The organism is Streptomyces sp. NPDC057616 (assembly GCF_042800575.1).
Classification (GTDB): Bacteria; Actinomycetota; Actinomycetes; order Streptomycetales; family Streptomycetaceae; genus Streptomyces.
The window spans coordinates 147,971-165,118 of the sequence record NZ_JBHVGU010000008.1; the positions used below are offsets into that span (position 1 = coordinate 147,971).

Annotated in this window: 20 protein-coding genes; 14 read left to right on the forward strand and 6 right to left on the reverse strand. The window is 72.5% G+C overall.

What is annotated here, in order from left to right; translation table 11 throughout:
* Positions 1-63: 63 nt before the first annotated feature.
* The 3 genes from ACFU97_RS12250 to ACFU97_RS12260 are packed head-to-tail and all read right to left on the reverse strand — an operon-like array spanning position 64 to position 2,718.
* Positions 64-1,374 carry an ATP-binding protein gene (locus ACFU97_RS12250; RefSeq protein ID WP_384254453.1) on the reverse strand — a complete coding sequence of 437 codons (1,311 nt, stop codon included), beginning with the start codon at positions 1,372-1,374 and terminating at the stop codon, positions 64-66.
* Positions 1,371-2,033, reverse strand: a complete 663-nt coding sequence (locus ACFU97_RS12255) for a response regulator transcription factor (protein ID WP_384254456.1) — start codon at positions 2,031-2,033, stop codon at positions 1,371-1,373. Before ACFU97_RS12255 ends, ACFU97_RS12250 begins: the two co-directional genes overlap by 4 nt.
* Complete coding sequence (locus ACFU97_RS12260) at positions 2,008-2,718, reverse strand: phosphatase PAP2 family protein (RefSeq protein ID WP_384254458.1); 711 nt, start codon at positions 2,716-2,718, stop codon at positions 2,008-2,010. Before ACFU97_RS12260 ends, ACFU97_RS12255 begins: the two co-directional genes overlap by 26 nt.
* Positions 2,719-2,939: 221 nt before the next feature.
* Between ACFU97_RS12260 and ACFU97_RS12265 the strand changes: the two genes are divergently transcribed.
* The 5 genes from ACFU97_RS12265 to ACFU97_RS12285 all read left to right on the forward strand — a co-directional run bounded on the left by ACFU97_RS12265 (position 2,940) and on the right by ACFU97_RS12285 (position 8,358).
* Entirely contained in the window at positions 2,940-3,365 is a 426-nt protein-coding gene (locus ACFU97_RS12265) for a BlaI/MecI/CopY family transcriptional regulator (RefSeq protein ID WP_384254460.1), read from the forward strand.
* 4 nt (positions 3,366-3,369) lie between these two features.
* Positions 3,370-4,347 carry a M56 family metallopeptidase gene (locus tag ACFU97_RS12270; protein WP_384254463.1) on the forward strand — a complete coding sequence of 326 codons (978 nt, stop codon included), beginning with the start codon at positions 3,370-3,372 and terminating at the stop codon, positions 4,345-4,347.
* Between the two features lie 88 nt (positions 4,348-4,435).
* Positions 4,436-5,944: a hypothetical protein gene (locus tag ACFU97_RS12275; RefSeq protein ID WP_384254465.1), complete on the forward strand. Its 1,509-nt coding sequence runs from the start codon at positions 4,436-4,438 to the stop codon at positions 5,942-5,944.
* Positions 5,941-6,873 (forward strand): YbhN family protein, encoded by a 933-nt coding sequence (locus tag ACFU97_RS12280; RefSeq protein ID WP_384254467.1) that lies wholly within the window; start codon positions 5,941-5,943, stop codon positions 6,871-6,873. Before ACFU97_RS12275 ends, ACFU97_RS12280 begins: the two co-directional genes overlap by 4 nt.
* A gap of 246 nt (positions 6,874-7,119) precedes the next feature.
* A complete protein-coding gene (locus ACFU97_RS12285; protein ID WP_384254469.1) occupies positions 7,120-8,358 on the forward strand; it encodes an MFS transporter in 1,239 nt (412 codons plus the stop codon).
* Between the two features lie 24 nt (positions 8,359-8,382).
* Here ACFU97_RS12285 and ACFU97_RS12290 read toward each other — a convergent pair whose 3' ends face one another.
* On the reverse strand, positions 8,383-8,526 hold the full coding sequence (locus tag ACFU97_RS12290) for a TetR family transcriptional regulator C-terminal domain-containing protein (RefSeq protein WP_384254708.1): 144 nt from the start codon (positions 8,524-8,526) through the stop codon (positions 8,383-8,385).
* 26 nt (positions 8,527-8,552) lie between these two features.
* Between ACFU97_RS12290 and ACFU97_RS12295 the strand changes: the two genes are divergently transcribed.
* From ACFU97_RS12295 to ACFU97_RS12315, 5 genes are all read left to right on the forward strand, one after another.
* Positions 8,553-8,918, forward strand: a complete 366-nt coding sequence (locus ACFU97_RS12295) for a hypothetical protein (RefSeq protein ID WP_384254472.1) — start codon at positions 8,553-8,555, stop codon at positions 8,916-8,918.
* Positions 8,919-8,969: 51 nt separating this feature from the next.
* On the forward strand, positions 8,970-9,551 hold the full coding sequence (locus tag ACFU97_RS12300) for a TetR/AcrR family transcriptional regulator (protein ID WP_384254474.1): 582 nt from the start codon (positions 8,970-8,972) through the stop codon (positions 9,549-9,551).
* Between the two features lie 110 nt (positions 9,552-9,661).
* On the forward strand, positions 9,662-10,765 hold the full coding sequence (locus ACFU97_RS12305) for a Gfo/Idh/MocA family protein (protein ID WP_384254476.1): 1,104 nt from the start codon (positions 9,662-9,664) through the stop codon (positions 10,763-10,765).
* Between the two features lie 72 nt (positions 10,766-10,837).
* The gene (locus tag ACFU97_RS12310; protein ID WP_384254479.1) at positions 10,838-11,548 is read left to right on the forward strand and encodes a hypothetical protein; all 711 of its coding nucleotides are present in this window, start codon (positions 10,838-10,840) and stop codon (positions 11,546-11,548) included.
* 108 nt (positions 11,549-11,656) lie between these two features.
* Positions 11,657-12,724 carry a YihY/virulence factor BrkB family protein gene (locus ACFU97_RS12315; RefSeq protein ID WP_384254480.1) on the forward strand — a complete coding sequence of 356 codons (1,068 nt, stop codon included), beginning with the start codon at positions 11,657-11,659 and terminating at the stop codon, positions 12,722-12,724.
* A 69-nt stretch (positions 12,725-12,793) separates the two neighbouring features.
* Here the strand turns inward: ACFU97_RS12315 and ACFU97_RS12320 are convergent, their stop codons facing one another.
* Both ACFU97_RS12320 and ACFU97_RS12325 read right to left on the reverse strand, forming a co-directional pair.
* Entirely contained in the window at positions 12,794-12,967 is a 174-nt protein-coding gene (locus tag ACFU97_RS12320) for a hypothetical protein (RefSeq protein ID WP_384254482.1), read from the reverse strand.
* A 72-nt stretch (positions 12,968-13,039) separates the two neighbouring features.
* A complete protein-coding gene (locus ACFU97_RS12325) occupies positions 13,040-13,396 on the reverse strand; it encodes a PRC-barrel domain-containing protein (protein WP_384254485.1) in 357 nt (118 codons plus the stop codon).
* Positions 13,397-13,574: 178 nt separating this feature from the next.
* Between ACFU97_RS12325 and ACFU97_RS12330 the strand changes: the two genes are divergently transcribed.
* From ACFU97_RS12330 to ACFU97_RS12345, 4 genes are all read left to right on the forward strand, one after another.
* Positions 13,575-14,228: a DNA alkylation repair protein gene (locus ACFU97_RS12330; RefSeq protein WP_384254711.1), complete on the forward strand. Its 654-nt coding sequence runs from the start codon at positions 13,575-13,577 to the stop codon at positions 14,226-14,228.
* 150 nt (positions 14,229-14,378) lie between these two features.
* The gene (locus tag ACFU97_RS12335; protein ID WP_384254713.1) at positions 14,379-15,467 is read left to right on the forward strand and encodes a radical SAM protein; all 1,089 of its coding nucleotides are present in this window, start codon (positions 14,379-14,381) and stop codon (positions 15,465-15,467) included.
* A complete protein-coding gene (locus tag ACFU97_RS12340) occupies positions 15,455-16,447 on the forward strand; it encodes a radical SAM protein (RefSeq protein ID WP_384254487.1) in 993 nt (330 codons plus the stop codon). The genes ACFU97_RS12335 and ACFU97_RS12340 overlap by 13 nt, the downstream gene beginning before the upstream one ends.
* Complete coding sequence (locus ACFU97_RS12345) at positions 16,444-17,139, forward strand: iron-containing redox enzyme family protein (protein ID WP_384254489.1); 696 nt, start codon at positions 16,444-16,446, stop codon at positions 17,137-17,139. The genes ACFU97_RS12340 and ACFU97_RS12345 overlap by 4 nt, the downstream gene beginning before the upstream one ends.
* Positions 17,140-17,148 lie beyond the last annotated feature (9 nt).

Below are 17,148 nucleotides of genomic sequence, written 5' to 3' on the forward strand. Positions count from 1 at the left end.
CGTGGTCGGGTTGGCGATGAAGGGTACTCCCGATGTGGGGTCGGGGTCTTGCGCCACCTTCTCTCAGACGACGCGGCCAGGCCCCCGCGCGAGCGCCACCCCGGGCCCCCCGCCGTCGTGCCCGTCGCCGGGATCGGCGCGGCGCCCGGGCTGGAAGAGGTCGCCGGCGAACGCCTCCGGCACGCCCGGACCGTCGTCCGTGACATCGATCCGTACACCACCGGGAACGTGCCGCGCGGTCACGGTCACGTGGGAGCGGGCGTAGCGGACGGCGTTGGTCAGCAGCGGGCTGACGATCCGTTCGAGGAGCGCGGGCGCGACACCCGCCTCCAGGTCCGGGTCCGGCACGTCGACCACCGTCTTCACCTGGCCCTGCGTGCCGAGGCTGTCAACAAGTCGGCACAGGACGGGTGCCACGGCGGCAGCTCCGGGGGCCGCCGTGGCACCCCACGCGGATTCACGGGCGTCGTTCAGGGGGGTGTCGCAGATGGTCCGCATGGACTGGGCGGCCTCGGTGATCGCGTCGTGCGTGGCGCGGGTCTCGGCGGCCGAGCGAGGACGGGAACGCCACCAGTCGAGCTCGATGATGATCCGGGTGAGCGGGGTGCGCAGCTCGTGGGACAGCTCGCCCGTCAGCTGCCGCTCGTGCCGCAGCACGGCGCGGATACGGTCCAGGAGGGCGTCCAACGAACCGCCCAGACGGGCGAGTTCGGCCGGGTGCTCCGTGTCGCCGAAGCGCTCGTCCGAGCCGACGGCACTCCACTGGGTCGCCTGGTCGGTCATGGTGCCCACCGGCCGCAGCGCCCGCCCGACGGCCAGGCGCGTCAGCGCGTACGTGCACGCCAGCATGACGGCGTCGAGGATCAGCGAGCCCAGCAGCAGGCTCTCCGCCGAATTGCGGTAGGGGGCCAGATCCAGGGCCGTGACGACCGTGGCGCCGCTGCCCCCGCGGGCGGGCACCGGCTGGGAGCAGAGCCGTACGAAGTCGGGGCTCCGGGACTCGACGGTCGTGCACGCCCCGTGGCGCTGCGCGGCGAGCCGGCCGGCGACCCGGGTCAACCGGCTGTCGTCGGCCGTCGTGGGCGGCCTCTCCAGGAGGCGTGTTCCGGCGTAGATCCACACGTTCGCGTCGAGGAGGCGGTCGTTGTCGGACTCCACGACCCGTACCCGGGGCCCCCGCGTGTAGACGGTGGTGGCGACCGCGGCCGCGCGGTTGTGCAGTTCGTCGTCCGCCTGATGCTGCAGATGACGGTTCATCACGATGTTGAATATGAGGGTCAGGGCGGCCATCACCAGCGCGGCGGTGGTCAGTGCCACGAGCGAGAGCCTTCCTCGCAGCGTGCGGGGCGCCAGGCGGCGCAGCGGACGGTTCACGACAGCCGGTGTCCGATCCCGCGCGCCGTGTTCAGGCTCAGGTGGCTGCCCGTCTCGCGCAGCTTCCGGCGCAGCCTGCTCAGATACTGGTCCAGCGTGTTGTCGCTGACCTGCGCGCCGTCCGGCCACGCGGCCCGCACCAGGTCGCGGCGGCGCACCAGTTCGCCGTCGGCGGCGACCAGCGTGGCCAGCAGCCGGAACTCGGTGGGGGAGAGGTCGACGAGGGCCTCGCCGACCGTGGCCCGGTGCCGGGTCGCGTCCAGGACCAGGTCTCCGCTCCGGGCCACCCCCGAGGGCGCGGCGCGTTTGAGCGTGGCCCGCAGCCGCGCGATGAGTTCCGCGAGATGGAACGGCTTGGGGAGGTAGTCGTCGCCGCCCGCGGAGAAGCCGGACAACCGGTCGGTGACGTGATGGCGGGCCGTCAGGAAGATGACCGGGGCGGCGAAGCCGTTGGCGCGCAGCGCCTGGCACACGTCCCGGCCGTCCGCGTCGGGCAGGCCGATGTCCAGGACGACCGCGGCGATGGAGTCGGTGCCCAGCCGCAGTGCGGTGGCACCGTCGACGGCGAGCACGGGCTCGAACCCCTCGTCCGACAGGCTGCGGCGCAGCACGTCCCGCAGAGCGTGATCGTCCTCAACGACCAGGATCTTGTGACGCATGGTCCTCCGCCGGATCGCGGTTCGTGGGGGCCGTGCCGGAGAGCACCGAGGCGGGCAGCCAGTGCGCCGCCGCCCACAGGCACACGGCCAGCCAGCCGGTGGCGAGCAGCCAGCCCCCGAGGACGTCGGTGAGCCAGTGCACGCCGAGGTAGACGCGGGAGAGGCCGACCGCCGCGGCCCAGCACCCGATGGCGATCCGCAGCAGGGGGGTGCCGCGCGGGGCACGCAGCGAGACCGCGGCGATCAGCAGTCCCGCGGTGATCGCGGAGGTGGTGGTGTGCCCCGAGGGGAACGACCAGCCGCTCGCGTGCGCCGCCCAGTCGACGCCCGCGGGGCGGTGCCGGTGGACGAGGGTCATCACGCCGTAGCGAAGCGCCTGGCCCGCCGTCAGGCAGGCGAGGCCGAGCAGGCTGAGCGTGAGGCGGTGTCTCGCGTCGCGTCCGACGGCCACACCGCAGAGCAGGACCAGCACGTACGGGACGACTCCGGTCCCCGTGTCGGTCACCCCGCGCGCCACGGCCTGGGCCACCACCGGGCGGTGGCCGACCGACCAGTGCAGGAGGCCGCCGTCCGGCCACAGCGGGACGCCTTGCCGGCCCACCACCACCGCGGTCAGCACCGCGAACGCCGCCCAGGCGCCGACGGCGACGCTGCCGGCCAGGTTCGCGGTGTCACGCCGGTCCATGCGGCCCAGGCCCCTTCCTCGTCCTCGTGTCAGGTGGTCTACAGCGAAGTAGACGGTCTACAGAACTGTAGACGATCGAGGAGGGCGGGCCGTTCCCGAAGGCGGAGGGCGTGACTCCGTGAGATGCGGTGGTTCATGGGCCGAAGCCCGAAACATACCTCCTACAAGCAGTAGAAGGTGCGGGGTAACCTGTGCGGAGAGGCTGCGAAGGAAGGCGGACGGTGGAGTACCGAGAGGACGAGGAAGTCCGCGGGGCGTCCGGCAGGAGAGCACGCGGCGAGCTCGAGAGCGATGTGCTCGCCGCACTGTGGGCGGTCGGCGGGCCGCAGACCGCCCGTGACGTCCGGGACCGGCTGCCGGGCGATCTCGCCTACACGACCGTCCTGACCATCCTGTCCCGGCTGCACGACAAGGGCATGCTCGTCAGACGCCGCGAGGGCCGCGGATACGCCTACGAACCGATACGGGACGAGGCCTCGCACACCGCCCGGCGCATGCACTCCCTGCTGCAGGGCGGCTCCGACCGCGAGGCGGTGCTCGCGAGGTTCGTCTCCGAACTGTCCGAGCAGGACGAGCATGTGCTCCAGCAGCTGCTGACCGGGCACGGCGCACCGGACGAGAGTGAGCGCGACCGCAGGAAGCGGTGAACCAGTGCTGATCAGCGTCTACATCCCCTTCGTCGTCACGGCGGTCGTCGCCGTTCTCGCGCCCGTCATGGCGCGCCGCCTGCCACCCCGCCCCGCCGCCTGGGCCCTGGCCTGCGTCGCGCTCGTCACCGCGGCCGGCTGGGCGGGCGCGCTCGCCCTGCTGGCGTTCACCGGCGTGGCCCAGATCCCGGAGATCGCGGAGGAGGGCCGCTGGTCCGCGGCCGTCATGCAGGCCGAGGACCCGGTCTATCTCGCCGTCGCGGCGGGCAGCGCCCTGGTGCTGGCCGCGGGTGTCGTCTCGCTCGCCGTGGCCGCCGTACGGCAGGCCCGGCACCTGCTCTGGGCGCGGCGCGAATGCGCCCGCCTGCCCGGCGATCTTGAGCTGGCCGTGGTCGACGACGACGCCCCGATGGCCTTCGCGCTCCCCGGGGCACCGGGCCGCGTCGTCGTCTCGCGGGGCATGCTGCGCTGCCTCGGCGATGTCGAGCGCGACGCCCTGTTCGCCCACGAAAGGGCGCATCTGCGCGGCCGTCACCACCTCTTCCAGGCGCTGTGGCGCCTCGCGGCGGCCCTGAATCCGATGCTGCGGCCGCTGGCCTCGGCGGGCGGCTACGTCCTGGAGCGCTGGGCCGACGAGGAGGCCGCGCGGCGCGTCGGCGACCGCAAGGCCGTCGCACACGCCGTCGGACGTGCCGCGCTCGCGTCCACCGCCTCCCGCCGCCCCGTCCTGGCCGTCAACGGCGGCTCGGTCCCGCAACGGGTGCGAGCCCTGCTGGGTCCGCCTCCGGCCCGCCGGAGCCTGCCGTTCGTGGCGGGCGGCCTGCTGCTGGCGGTGTGCTGCGCGAGCCTGGTCAACGCCGCCTCCGACAGCGACCAGATGCTGGACCGGGCCCAGTCGGCGCACGTCGCGACCCACACCACCATGGCGAGCGCGCCGGCGGCGGAACACCACCGGCCCCACGCCGACGGCCGTACCCGCTGACCCGGACGGAGGCGCTCCACCCGCGATCCACCTACTACGGCATGTAGAGTGACTGTGTCTCTACGTCTTGTAGTAGGTGAGGTTGGGGATGACCGGGACCCAGTACGTGGCGCCACCGCGCTTCGCCCGGCGTCCGGGTGCCGTGGTGCGCGGGTGGGGGGACGAGCCATGGCTGGCCGCTGTGGCCGTAGCCTTCACCGTGGCCCAACTGGTCCTGGTGAGGCCGTCGTTGGGGTTCGGCTGGGACGAGACGGTCTACATCAGCCAGGTCAGCGGGCATGCCCCGGCCGCGTTCTTCAGCGCCCCGCGTGCGCGCGGGGTCTCCCTGCTGGTGGCCCCGATCGCCTCGTGGTCGTCGTCCACGACCCTGCTGCGGGTGTATCTCGCGCTGCTGTCCGGGCTGGGCCTGTATCTGGCGCTGCGCGTCTGGCGCGGACTGTTCCCGGTCCGCGTACTGGCGCCGGCCGGTGCGCTGTTCGCCTCGCTGTGGGTGACGCTGTTCTACGGCCCGCAGGCGATGCCCAACCTCTGGGTCGCGCTCACCGCGCTCGCGGCGGTGGGCTGCTTCCTGCGCGCACAGGAGGATCGCACCCGGTCCGCCCCGGTCTGGGGGATCACGGCAAGTGCGGCCCTGATGGCGCTGATGCGCCCCACGGACGCGGTGTGGGTGTGCCTTCCGCTGCTGGTCACCCTCGTCGCCGTCCGGCGGTGGCGGTACGCACGCCTGCTGCTCGCCCTGGTCGCGGGACTGGTGGCGGGCGCGGGCGAATGGGTGGTGGAGGCGTACGTCAGCTACGGCGGCCTGGCGCAGCGGCTGTCCGACGCCTCGAGCATCCAGGGCGGACTCGGCTGGAACGACGCCGTCGGTGATCAGCTGCGCAGCCTGGGTGGCCGCACCCTGTGCCGCCCATGCACGGGGGCGACGCCCCACGCGGCCGTCACGCTCTGGTGGTTCGTGCTGCCCGTCCTGGCCATGCTCGGCGTGGTCGTCGCCGTCCGGGCGCGCCGCTCCGCGCCCGCCGCGCTCCCCGCCGTCTGCGCCGTGTCGGCCGCCGTCCCGTACCTGTTCATGATCGGCTACGCGGCGCCTCGCTTCCTGCTCCCCGTCTACGCGCTGCTGTCGCTGCCGGTCGCCGTAGCCCTGGTCCACCTGGTGACCGTGCCGCACGGCCTGCTGCGCGTACTCGCCGTCGCGGTGGTCGCGATCGGCCTCCTCGGGCATCTGGCGATCCAGGGGGTCGTGCTGGGGCGCGTCGTCGACCGCACCGCCGTGAGCCACGACGGCTGGGCGCGCGTCGCGGCGGGCCTGCACCGCGAGGGCGTGCGGCCGCCCTGCCTGATCACCGGAGACGACGCGAGCGCACCCCCGATCCCGATCGCCTTCTACGCCGGCTGCGCGTCCGCCGACACCGGCGGCCACAACGCGAACACCACCGTCGGCGCCCTGCTTCGGACCGCGCGTTCGGAGCTGGTCGCCGTCCTGACCGCCGCCGGCGGCAAGCCACCCTCCTACGCCCGCAGTTGGCACCCCGTCCACCTGAGCGGGAGCGTGGACGCCTACCTCGCCCCCGGCCCCCGCAAGGGGCTGGGCGCATGAGCGCCCCCTCCCTGGCGCCCCGGCCGACGGGCCGGCGCGCGTACGTGCACACCGGCATCTCCGTGCTGGTGCTGCTCATCGGCGCGGTGCTGGCCGTCCGCCATCGGCAGGTCCTGGACAACGGCACGGACCATCTGGCCGTCGCCGACCGCGGCTGGCTGCTGCTCGCCGTCACGGCCGCCTGCGCGACATGGGTGTGCGCGGCCCTGACCCAGCAAGGCGCGGTCGCCGCGCCGCTGCCCAGGGCCCGGCTGCTGGCGGCGCAGTTCTCGGCGTCCGCCGCCAACCACCTCATGCCCGCGGGCATCGGCGCGAGCACGGTCAACTGGCGCTTCCTGAGCCGCTGCGGCCTCACCCCGACCGCCACCGCCACCGCGCTCGCCCTCAAGGCGACGGCGGGCACGGTCACCAGAGTCGTGCTGATCGGCGGCCTGCTGGCGGCGGGCCCCGGCCTCGTCCGCCTCCCGCACCTCCCCGCGGCCACCGCACTTCTCGCGCTGCTGCCCGGAGTGCTCCTGCTCCCGCCGCTGCGCAGGCGCATCGGCCCGGTGGTGCGCGGGGCGGTCGCGGAGATCCGCACGGTGCACGCCCTCCCCGGCCGGGCGTCGGCGTTGTGGGGCGGCTCGATCGCCTTCGCCGCCTCGCACGCGCTCACCGTCTACGCCGTCGCTCACGCCCTGGAACTGCCGCTGCCCGCGGCCAAGGTGGCCCTGGCCTACCTCGCGGCGAGCAGCGCCGCCGTACTGCTGCCCACGCCGGGCGGCCTAGGCTCCCTGGACGCCGCCCTCACCTTCGCCCTGGTGGGCGTGGGAGCCCCCGGCTCCATGGCCGTCTCGATCGTGCTCGGCTACCGGCTCCTGACCACCTGGCTGCCCCTGGTGCCGGGCCTGCTGGTGCTGGCGGTTCTGGCGCGCCGCCGGGTGGTGTGAGGGGCGACGAGCCCTTCGGCCCGCAGGTGCGAAGTCCCGCGTGACGCAGCTCACGCCGATGTGTGACTGGATCTTGGAATGCGTGGTCCTCCCGCGCTGCTGCACCGTTCATGGGCTTGCCCTGTTTGGGGGTGCGCTGGGCAATGGTGCTCGTCGCGGCCGCCGGGGTGTCGAGTGCGAACTGGACGGCCCCGGCCCCTGCTCCCTTGTCCTCGGACCGCATTCGTTGAAAGGTTCCCCCGCACCATGCCTCTGGCTCTGTTGGCCCTGGCTGTCGTCGCCTTCGGTATCGGCACGACCGAGTTCGCCACGATGGGGCTGCTGCCCCAGATCGCCGACGGGGTGGGTGTCTCGGTGCCCCATGCCGGCAACCTCGTGTCGGCCTACGCGCTCGGTGTGGTGGTCGGTGCCCCCGTCCTGACCGGAATCGGTGCGCGCGTACCGCACAAGAAGCTGCTGCTGCTCCTGTCGGGCCTCTTCGTGATCGGCAACATCGCGTCCGCGTTCGCGCCGAACTTCGGCCTGCTGTTCGCCGCGCGCTTCCTGGCGGGACTCCCGCACGGGGCGCTGTTCGGCGTCGGCGCCGTCGTCGCCTCCCGGCTGGTCGCCCCCGAACGCGCCGCGCGCGCCGTCTCGAGGATGTTCCTCGGACTGACCGTCGCGAACATCATCGGCGTCCCCGCCGGCACCGCCCTCGGCCAGCAGCTCGGCTGGCGGTCCGCCTACGGCGCCGTCGCCGTCATCGGCGTTCTCGCCCTCGTCGCGCTCGCCCTCTTCGTCCCCCACCAGCCGCGGGGCGAGCAGTCGGGCATCCGGCACGAGCTGCGGGCCATGGGCAACAAGCAGGTCGCGATCGGCCTCGCCACGGCGGTGGTGGGATTCGGCGGCTTCTTCGCCGTCTACAGCTACCTGGTGCCGATGCTCACGCACCTGACGGGCATCTCCGACACCTCGACCACCCTGGTCCTGGCGCTCTACGGCGTCGGCATGACGCTCGGCACGCTGATCGCGGGCCCGCTCACCGACCGCGCCCTGCGTCCCACGATGTACGCGGGACTCGCCCTGCTCGCGACGGGACTGATGGCGTTCTACTTCGCGGTCCACAGCACCGTCCCGGCCCTGCTGACGATCACCTTCATCGGCGCGATGGGCGCCCTCATCACCACGCCCGTCCAGATGCTGCTGATGGCCAAGGCCAAGAACGCCCCGACCATGGCCGCGGCCTCCAACCACTCCGCGTTCAACCTGGCGAACGCGGGCGGCGCGTGGCTCGGTGGACTGGCCATCTCCGCGGGCTGGGGCTGGGCTTCGCCGAACCTCGTCGGCGCCGCCCTCGCCGTCGCGGGCCTCGGCCTCGCCTTCACGGGCGGTCTCATGGACCGGGGCAGCCGCGGCTCCGAAGTGATCACGTCGTCGGCGATGGACGCCACGACGGACCCGACGAACGCCGCGCACGCCGCGGCGGTTCCGGGCGACCGGGGGTAACGGCCCGCCCCCATCGGCCTGTTGTCACCCCGGGCCCGGCCGCCCGTCCGGTCGGGCCCCGGGAAGCTGCGCCAGATGACGCCGCAGCACGGCCAGCATCGTGTCCGGCCCGAGCCTCTCGGGGTGCAGGGCGGCGTGGAGAGCGAGGCCGTCGAGAACCGCGGCCAGGTGCTCGCAGCGGGCTCGCGGGGCTGGTGTTCCTCGGCAGTTGCCTGAGCGGCACGCCGGCCACCGCCTACCTGGCCCGCAAGCTGCACGGCCGTCCGGTCGGTGCCCCTCGCCTGCGCCGCGCGCATCTGACGCAGACCTTGGTGCTGGGCGCCGGGTTGACGGCCGAAGCGCTCGCCCGTGTCCTGCTCGTGTGCACGTTGCCGGTTCCGGCGGCCGCCGCGATCACGCCCCCGCTGGAGTTCGCGGTCCTCGCCCCGCTGCTCGTCTGGACGATTCCGTACCGCCGAAGGATCGCGGCCCGCTCCGGCGTCCCGGCGGTCGGATCTCCCACCGGGGGCGACGGTGCGCGGCCCTCGTCCGCTCCGGGTGTGCTCGCCGTCGAGTCGTAGAGTGAGGCGTAATACTTTGTCGTTCGTTCCAGATAGTCGTAGAGTGGCTGCATGGCACGCACTCGGGAGTTCGACGTCGACGCCGCGGTCTCCGCGGCGATGGAGGCGTTCCGGCGCACCGGCTACGAGGGCACGTCGATGCGTGACCTGGCCGAGGCGACGGGGCTGGGCAGCGGTTCGATCTATGCCGCCTTCGGCAGCAAGGAAGGGCTGTACCTCGCGGCGCTCGACCTCTACCGGCAGCGCTACGCCCTGCCCCTGATCGACCTGCTGCGCTCGGGCAACGACGCCAGGGAGGTCATCCGGGAGGTCTTCGTCGGCTCCGTCGACGAGATCGCCAAGGACGGCACGCGCCAGGCCTGCCTGATCGTGGCCGCGGCCATGGAGCGGGCCCGGGACGACGCCCAGGTGGCGGCGCGTCTCCGGTCGACGACCCAGGCCCTGGAGCTGGCCCTGTTCGACGTGATCGCCGAAGGGCAGGTCCGCGGCCAGATCCCCGGGGACCGCAGTGCCGCCGATCTCGCCGGGTTCCTGGTGGCCGGCCTCCAGGGCCTGCGGGTCATGGGCGCCATCAATCCCGACCGCGCCTCCCTGATGAGGTCCGCGGAGGTCGCCCTGACCTGCCTGGGCTGACCCGCCGTCCCAAGGGCACGGCCACCTCTTCGCATGCCCTGATTATGGAACGTACGACCAAGATAACGACGAAGACAACGACAACGACCACGACCATCTGGAGAAGGATCATGAAGGAACGCATGGGAGTCGGCATCGTCGGGGGAAGCACCAGCGGCTGGGCCTCCCTGTCGCACATCCCGGTCCTCGCCGCGTCCCCGGACTTCGCGCTGCGCGCCGTCAGCACGTCACGGGCCGGTTCCGCGCAGGCCGCGGCCGCCCAGCACCATGTGCCCGCGTACGACCACCACCGGGATCTCGTCGCACACCCTGGTGTCGACCTGGTCGTCGTATCGGTGAAGGTGACCGAGCACCTGAAGATCGTCTCGGACGCCCTCGCGGCCGGAAAGATGGTCTACAGCGAATGGCCGCTGGGGAACGGCCTGGCCGAGGCCGAGAAGCTCGCCGGGCTCGCCACGGAGGCCGGGGTGCGTACGGTGGCCGGGCTCCAGGGCCGTTACGCCCCCGAGGTGCGCCTCGCACGGGATCTGATCCAGGACGGGTACATCGGTGAGGTCCTCGGGACCACGATGGTCGGATCCGGGATGGTCTGGGGACCGGAGGTGGCCACCGCCGGGCAGGCGTACTGGTACGACAAGGCCAACGGCGCCACCCCGCTCACGTCGCCCACGCTGCACGCCCTCGACCCGCTGCACTTCGTCCTGGGCGAGTTCGACAGCCTGGCGGCCCGGCTCACCGTCGGCCGCAAGCAGGCGACCGTCGCCGAGGACGGGAGCAAGGTAGACATCACGGCGGCCGACCAGGTCGCGGTGATCGGCACGCTCGACTCGGGCGCGGCCGCGTCGGTCTTCTACCGCGGCGGGACGTCGCGCGGCGACAACTTCCGCTGGGAGATCAACGGTTCCGAGGGCGACCTCGTCCTGACCTCCAACTGGGGCAACATGCAGGTCGCCGACCTCGTCCTCGCCGGCGGGCGCGGATCGGACAGCGCGGTCGAGCCGCTCGCGGTGCCCACGTCCTACGTCGAGGACGTTCCGGCCGAACTGCGGGGCTCGGTCGGCGCCAACGTCGCCCGGCTGTACGCACAGCTCGCGCGCGACCTGGCCGACCGGACGCACACCGTGCCCGACTTCGAGCACGCCCTGGTGCGGCACCGGCTCATCGACACCATCGAGCGCGCGGCCGCCACCGGCACGACCCAGACCGTTCGGTGACCGGGAGAGGGCAACCGCCGGACGGTGCCCGGCGTGGTGGTGGGGGAGGGGCCGGCGCGAAGGGGGGCGCGTGTGCAGTTCATCGAGGTGACCGGACTGGCCGGGGTGCGCTCGGCCGTCATCCGGTTCGAGCGGCCGGGGACCGGGCTGGCCTTCCGGCTCTTTCCGATGGTTCATCTGGGGGAGGCCGCCTTCTACCGGGAGGTGGCGGCACGCCTCCGGCGCTCCTGCGACCTGGTGGTCGCCGAGGGCATCGGGGAGGGCTCGGCCGGTGCCGACGCCCTGGTCGCGTCTTACCGGCGGCTGGACGGTCATGAACGCCTGGGGCTGGTGGTCCAGGACATCGACTTCGACTCGCTGGGGCTTCCGGTGGTCTGCCCGGACATGAGCGGAGCCCAGTTCCAGGACGGCTTCCGGCGGCTGCCGCTGAAGGAACGCGCGCTCGTGGCCACGGTCGTCCCGGCCATGACGGCCGGCATGCGGCTGCTCGGGACGCGTCGCTGGCTCGCCCGGCACCTCGCGCTGGACGACCTGATGAGCGAGGGCGAGGAGGCCGTGGCGGACTTCTGGCCGGGCCTCGACGACCTGGTGCTCCGGCGCCGCGACCGGCTCCTGGTGGACACCCTGACCGGCTTCGACCGGGCCTACGCGGGACGGACGGACGCGTTCACCGTCGCGGTCGTCTACGGCGCAGGGCACATGCGCGCCGTCTCCGAGGCCCTGGCCGCTCTCGGCTACCACGCCGCGGACGCAGAGTGGATCACCGTGTTCACCGTGGAGTGACCCGATCGGTCCCGGCCCGGGGACGGCGGAGACAGCGATCAGGCCAGGTCAGCGGCCTGCTCGGACGGATGGTGGCTTGAGAACGCGCCGCCGGGTTACCCGGAGGGCATGGCGAAGCTGCATCTTCCAGGGCGCAACGTTCAGGACGACCGTGACGAGGACCCGGATTCCAGGGTGCCGTCACCGGATGAGGCGGGGCCGGACCAGAAGGTCGAAGAGGCCGCTCCGGACACGCCTACGAAGCTGCCCAAGAGCGCCTGGGTCGCCGTACTCAAGGGCAGCCTGAAGGAGTTCAAGGAGGACGAGCTGACGGACCGGGCCGCAGCGCTGACCTACTACGGTGTGCTGGCCCTGTTCCCGGCCCTGCTGGTCCTGGTCTCTCTGCTGGGGATCACCGGCAAGGCAGCCACCGACAAGGTGATGGAGAACGTCCAGAAGCTGGCCCCGGGCTCCGCGCGCGACATCATCACGCGCGCCGTCGAACAGCTTCAGGGCAACGCGGGGACCGGCTCGGTGATCGCCATCGTGGGCATCGTGCTGGCGGTGTGGTCGGCGTCCGGCTACGTGGCCGCCTTCATCCGCGCCGCGAACGCCGTCTACGACATGCCCGAGGGGCGCCCGGTGTGGAAGATCCTGCCGGTGCGCGTCGGCGTGACGGTGGTGCTCATGGTGATGGCCGTCATCAGCTCGCTGATCGTCGTCTTCACCGGCGGGTTCGCCCGTGAGGTCGGGCAGACGCTCGGCATCGGGGACACGGCGCTGACCGTGTGGGCGATCGCCAAGTGGCCGGTGCTGGTGCTGCTCGTCACGATGATGATCGCGATCCTGTACTGGGCCACCCCGAACGCCAAGGTCAAGGGCTTCAGGTGGATCACCCCGGGCAGTCTGCTGGCCCTGCTGATCTGGCTGGCCGCCTCCGCCGGATTCGCGATCTACGTCGCCAACTTCGCCTCGTACAACAAGACCTACGGGACCATGGCCGGTGTCATCGTCTTCCTCGTCTGGCTGTGGATCAGCAACCTGGCGATCCTGCTGGGCCTGGAGTTCGACGCGGAGACCGCGCGGCAGCGGGCCATCGCGGGCGGGATGCCGCCCGAGGCCGAGCCGTACACCCGGCCCCGGGACACCCAGACGTGGGACGAGGAGGACGTCCGCCGTCTGGAGGACGACCTCTGAGACTCGGGGGAACGCGCGAGGGCGCCGGCCGTGGCCGGCGCCCTTCGTGCGCGTGCGGGGCTGTGATGGTCAGCGCGCGATGCGGTGCCTGCGTCCGCCGCGGCGGAAGCGCATGGCGGCGTAGGCGAGGTCGACGATCAGGACCAGGGCGCCGATGATCAGCAGGTAGAACAGGCCGTGTGCGGCGACCCCGATGATGCCCAGGATGAGGGCCACGAGGACGAGGAACAGGAACAGGCTCATCGGCTCTCCCAGCGGCTTCGCCGCGCCGGCGGCATCGCCGGTGTCGGTGGTGGTGTCGGTGGTGTCGGCAGTTCAGCGACGGCCGAGACGGCGTTCACCACCGGCTCCCGGCGCGTATTCGAGTTCGTAGTGGGCGAAGATCCCCGGCTCGTCCGTGGCGGGCAGCTCGCCGTCCACGTCGATCGAGGGAGCCTTCTTCACCAGGTCCTTGGGCTGCGTGATCTTGAGATATCCCGGTCCGACGGTCGCCCCCGTGAGCGGTGCGAACACCAGACGGCGGCGGGTGGGCAGGCCCACGGTCACCGTCGCGAAGAAGGGCTGGTCGGTCGCGGTGTCCACGTAGATCGCCTCGAGCACGCCGATCTTGTGTCCGCGGTCGTCGACCACGTCGTGACCGCGCCATTCACGGATGTCGCCTGCCTCGAACATTCAGAAACCTCCACGAGAGGGGTACCCCCTGATCACGTTACTGATGTCTGCGGAAGGCCGCCCCGGCGCGGCCGGCCGGCCTCGGGCTGCCCGTCGTAGGGTGAGTCGCGCACGTGACGGACGGGAGGACGCGGTGGCCGGGACGACGCGGCAGACCGGGACGACGGTCGCCGAGGTGATGGCCGAACTGGCCGTGCTGGAGGACCCGAAGGCACGCGCGGTGAACGAGAGGCACGGCGACGACCACGGCGTGAACCTCACCAAGCTGCGCGCGCTCGCGAAGCGGCTGAAGACGCAGCAGGACCTCGCGCGCGGGCTCTGGGCGGCGGACGACACCGCGGCGCAGCTGCTGGCGCTCCTGATCTGCCGCCCCAAGGCGTTCGAGTACGACGAGCTCGACGCCATGCTGCGTCAGGCGCGGTCACCCAAGGTGCACGACTGGCTCGTGAACTACGTGGTGAAGAAGAGCCCGCACGCCGAAGAGCTGCGCACGGCCTGGACCGCGGACGCGGACCCGGTGGTGGCGAGCGCCGGCTGGGCGCTGACGACGGAACGCGTGGCGAAGAAGCCCGGCGGACTCGACCTCCCGGCGCTGCTCGACGTCATCGAGGCGGAGATGAAGGACGCCCCGGACCGCCTGCAGTGGGCGATGAACCACTGCCTGGCGCAGATCGGGATCGAGCACGCCGAGTACCGGGCCCGCGCGATCGGCATCGGCGAGCGCCTGCAGGTGCTCAAGGACTATCCGACGTCCCCGGGCTGCACGTCGCCGTTCGCGCCCGTCTGGATCACCGAGATGGTGCGCCGCCGGCAGGACGGGACCGTGGCCTGACCGGCCGGGGCGCTCCGCCCCCCGGTCCGCTGAGCGGAACAGCACGCGACACGCCCCCTCGCCGCCACCAGGCTCCTTCCTGACGGTGCGGGCACGGCCGGCGACGGCCGCCGCCCGATGGCCTTCGGAAGGGGCGACCACGTGCATCTGATGGAGATCCTCGAGTACAGGTCCGTGCCGGCGGCCGCGGTGTCGATCGGGCTCACCCGGCGCTGCCCGCTGCACTGCCGGCACTGCTCCACCGAGTCCCTGATGGACAGCGAGGAGTTTCCGGCGGGGATGTTCACGCGGTTCGCCGACACGTTCACCGCGGGCAGTCACCCCGACTTCGTGCTCCTTTCGGGAGGTGAGGCGCTGCTGCGCCCGGCACTGGTGCGAGCCGTCGCCGAGCGTTCCCGCGCCGTCGGCGCGCGTACGCATCTGCTGTCGGGACTGTTCTTCGCGCGCAGGCCGCGCATCCCCACAGCGGTCAGGAAGGCCATCGAGGCCGTGGACCACTTCTCCGCCAGCCTGGACGTCTTCCACGAGGAGGAGGTCTCCCGGCCGGCCGTCTTCAGGGTGCTGCACGAACTCCTGGACGCCGGCAAGGACGTGAGCCTGCAGCTCGTCGGGCTCGGGCCGGACGACCCCTATCTCGCCGACATCACGGGCGCCGTACGGCGTGAGTTCGACGACCGGGTGCCGATGCTCGTCGTGCCCCTCGCCTCGGTGGGACGCGCCCGCGAGTGGTTCGTGAGCCACCCCGGGATGCCCCAGCCGGTCACCGCCGAGCCGTGCTCGCTGGCCGGCTGGCCGGTCGTCGGCTTCAACGGGCAGGTGACCGCCTGCGGCAACCAGGACGTCATGGACGGCAAGGTGCCGCTGCCCGCCCACCTCTACCTCGGCCACATCGCCCGCGACGACTGGGCCACCATCAGGCGGCGCAGCCTCGAATCGCCGATGGTGCGGGCCCTGCGGACCTTCGGCCCCCGCTATCTGGCGGACCGGGTGGGCGCGGGCTGCGGCGACGCCGGCTACTGCGAGACCTGCTACACGCTCTCCAAGAGCCCCGACATCCGCCCCGGTGTGCGCGAAATGGTCCGCCGGCCGTCTACCGCGGTCGTGGAGCAGCTGGTCACCCGGTCGCTCGCCGACGCCGGAGCGCTGTCCTTCGCCCGCCACTTCGCCGTCGAGGGGTACGCCGACCTGGTCGCCCTCGGCCACCGGACCGGGCAGGAGGGCCTCGCATGCACCGGTTGAGCCACGACGAGATCAGCCGCATCCGCACCACCCCGGGCGCCAGCGCCCTGCTGTTCATCACCGACCGGTGCCCGGTGGGCTGCGCCCACTGCTCGGTGGACTCGCGTCCCGACAGCCCCCGCATCACCGACTTCGCCCTGTTCGAGTCGATCGTCGACCAGCTCTGCCGGGACCCCGGCCGCACCATGATCGGCATCTCCGGGGGCGAACCCTTCGTCGAACGCCGGGGACTGACCCTCGCCACCCGCCGTCTCGCCGAGGCCGGCAAGGACGTCGTCGTCTACACCAGCGGCATCTGGGCCGCCGCGCCCGACCCGCCGCGCTGGATCCACGAGGTGCTCGACCGCTGCCGCTGCGTCTACCTCAGCACCGACGCCTACCACGAGGCCGGCACCGGTCCCGAACGCTTCGTCAACGCCGCACGCACCGTCGGCGCCCACCAACTCCCCATCGTCGTCCAGGTCGTGGACGAGGACGGCGGCGCCGACCGGGCCCGGGACCTGCTCACGCTCGCCTTCGGCGGCACCTGGTCCCGCCACGCCGAGGTGGTGCCCACCCAGGGCCTCTCGCACGGCCGCGGCGCCGGGATCTTCCAGCCCGGCACCCGCCGCCCCGGCCGCACCCTGGGCGCCTGTGACTCCGTCATCTCACCCGTCGTCCGCTACGACGGACGCGTCACCGTCTGCTGCAACGAGTCCGTCGTCATGGGCGCGGGACCCGCACTCCTGCGCCGCGACTGCGGCTCCGGCGACGAGGTCGGGGCGGCCGTCGAGGGCTTCCGGCAGCACCCGTTCTACCGGGCGCTGGCCGAGGCGGGCGGCGGCCCGCTCACCCTGCACCCCAAGTTCCGTGACCTCGCCGACCGCGGCTTCTCCGACATCTGCGGCCTGTGCTGGGCCATGGCGCGCCGGGTCCGGCCGGACGAGGCCGACCCGCTGCTGCGTACGATCCCGATGCTCGCGAAGGGGACCCCCGCATGAGCCAGACCGCGTCCGGCAACAGCGCACAACTGCGGGCGAAGATCGAGCTGTTGATGCCGAACCTGTACGCCCTCTCCGGCCGGCTGTGGAACTCCCCGGACCTGCGCGAGCTGTACCCGCGCTATCTGTGCGCCCTGCACACCGCGATCCGCGCGACCGTCCCGCTGATGGAACTCGCCCTGGAACGCTCCGAACTGCTCGCCGCGGCCGACCCGGTGGCCGCCGGCACCGCCGACTACCTCACCCGGCACATCCGTGAGGAACGCGGCCACGACGAATGGCTGCGCCGGGACCTGGCGGCGATCGGCAGCGACCCGGACGAGCCGCTACGCGGCATGCCGGGCACCGCGGTGGCCAACCTGGTCGGCGCCCAGTACTACTGGATCCGCCACCACCACCCCGTCTGCCTGCTCGGCCACATCGCCGTACTGGAGGGCTATCCACCCTCACCGGACCTCAGCCGGGTGCTGGCGGAGCGCACCGGATTCCCCGTGGACGGATTCCGCACCCTGCACCGGCACGCCGCCCTCGACGTACGGCACCGGGACGAACTGATGCGCACCATCGACCGGTTGCCGCTGACCGCCGAGCACCGTTCGGCCCTCGGCGTGAGCGCCCTGCACACGCTGAGGGCGACCGCCGAGCTGTTCGAGGACATCCTCGTCCCCGTCCCTGCGTCCCAGCCGGCCTGAACCGCCGAG

What these genes read in the sequence shown, in the direction of transcription:
- ACFU97_RS12255 (WP_384254456.1), bottom strand. Translation starts at nt 2,033, where the DNA reads ATGCGTCACAAGATCCTGGTCGTTGAGGACGATCACGCTCTGCGGGAC.
- ACFU97_RS12260 (WP_384254458.1), bottom strand. Translation starts at nt 2,718, where the DNA reads ATGGACCGGCGTGACACCGCGAACCTGGCCGGCAGCGTCGCCGTCGGC.
- ACFU97_RS12275 (WP_384254465.1), top strand. Translation starts at nt 4,436, where the DNA reads ATGACCGGGACCCAGTACGTGGCGCCACCGCGCTTCGCCCGGCGTCCG.
- ACFU97_RS12280 (WP_384254467.1), top strand. Translation starts at nt 5,941, where the DNA reads ATGAGCGCCCCCTCCCTGGCGCCCCGGCCGACGGGCCGGCGCGCGTAC.
- ACFU97_RS12285 (WP_384254469.1), top strand. Translation starts at nt 7,120, where the DNA reads ATGCCTCTGGCTCTGTTGGCCCTGGCTGTCGTCGCCTTCGGTATCGGC.
- ACFU97_RS12300 (WP_384254474.1), top strand. Translation starts at nt 8,970, where the DNA reads ATGGCACGCACTCGGGAGTTCGACGTCGACGCCGCGGTCTCCGCGGCG.
- ACFU97_RS12305 (WP_384254476.1), top strand. Translation starts at nt 9,662, where the DNA reads ATGAAGGAACGCATGGGAGTCGGCATCGTCGGGGGAAGCACCAGCGGC.
- ACFU97_RS12315 (WP_384254480.1), top strand. Translation starts at nt 11,657, where the DNA reads ATGGCGAAGCTGCATCTTCCAGGGCGCAACGTTCAGGACGACCGTGAC.
- ACFU97_RS12320 (WP_384254482.1), bottom strand. Translation starts at nt 12,967, where the DNA reads ATGAGCCTGTTCCTGTTCCTCGTCCTCGTGGCCCTCATCCTGGGCATC.
- ACFU97_RS12325 (WP_384254485.1), bottom strand. Translation starts at nt 13,396, where the DNA reads ATGTTCGAGGCAGGCGACATCCGTGAATGGCGCGGTCACGACGTGGTC.
- ACFU97_RS12330 (WP_384254711.1), top strand. Translation starts at nt 13,575, where the DNA reads ATGGCCGAACTGGCCGTGCTGGAGGACCCGAAGGCACGCGCGGTGAAC.
- ACFU97_RS12335 (WP_384254713.1), top strand. Translation starts at nt 14,379, where the DNA reads ATGGAGATCCTCGAGTACAGGTCCGTGCCGGCGGCCGCGGTGTCGATC.
- ACFU97_RS12340 (WP_384254487.1), top strand. Translation starts at nt 15,455, where the DNA reads ATGCACCGGTTGAGCCACGACGAGATCAGCCGCATCCGCACCACCCCG.
- ACFU97_RS12345 (WP_384254489.1), top strand. Translation starts at nt 16,444, where the DNA reads ATGAGCCAGACCGCGTCCGGCAACAGCGCACAACTGCGGGCGAAGATC.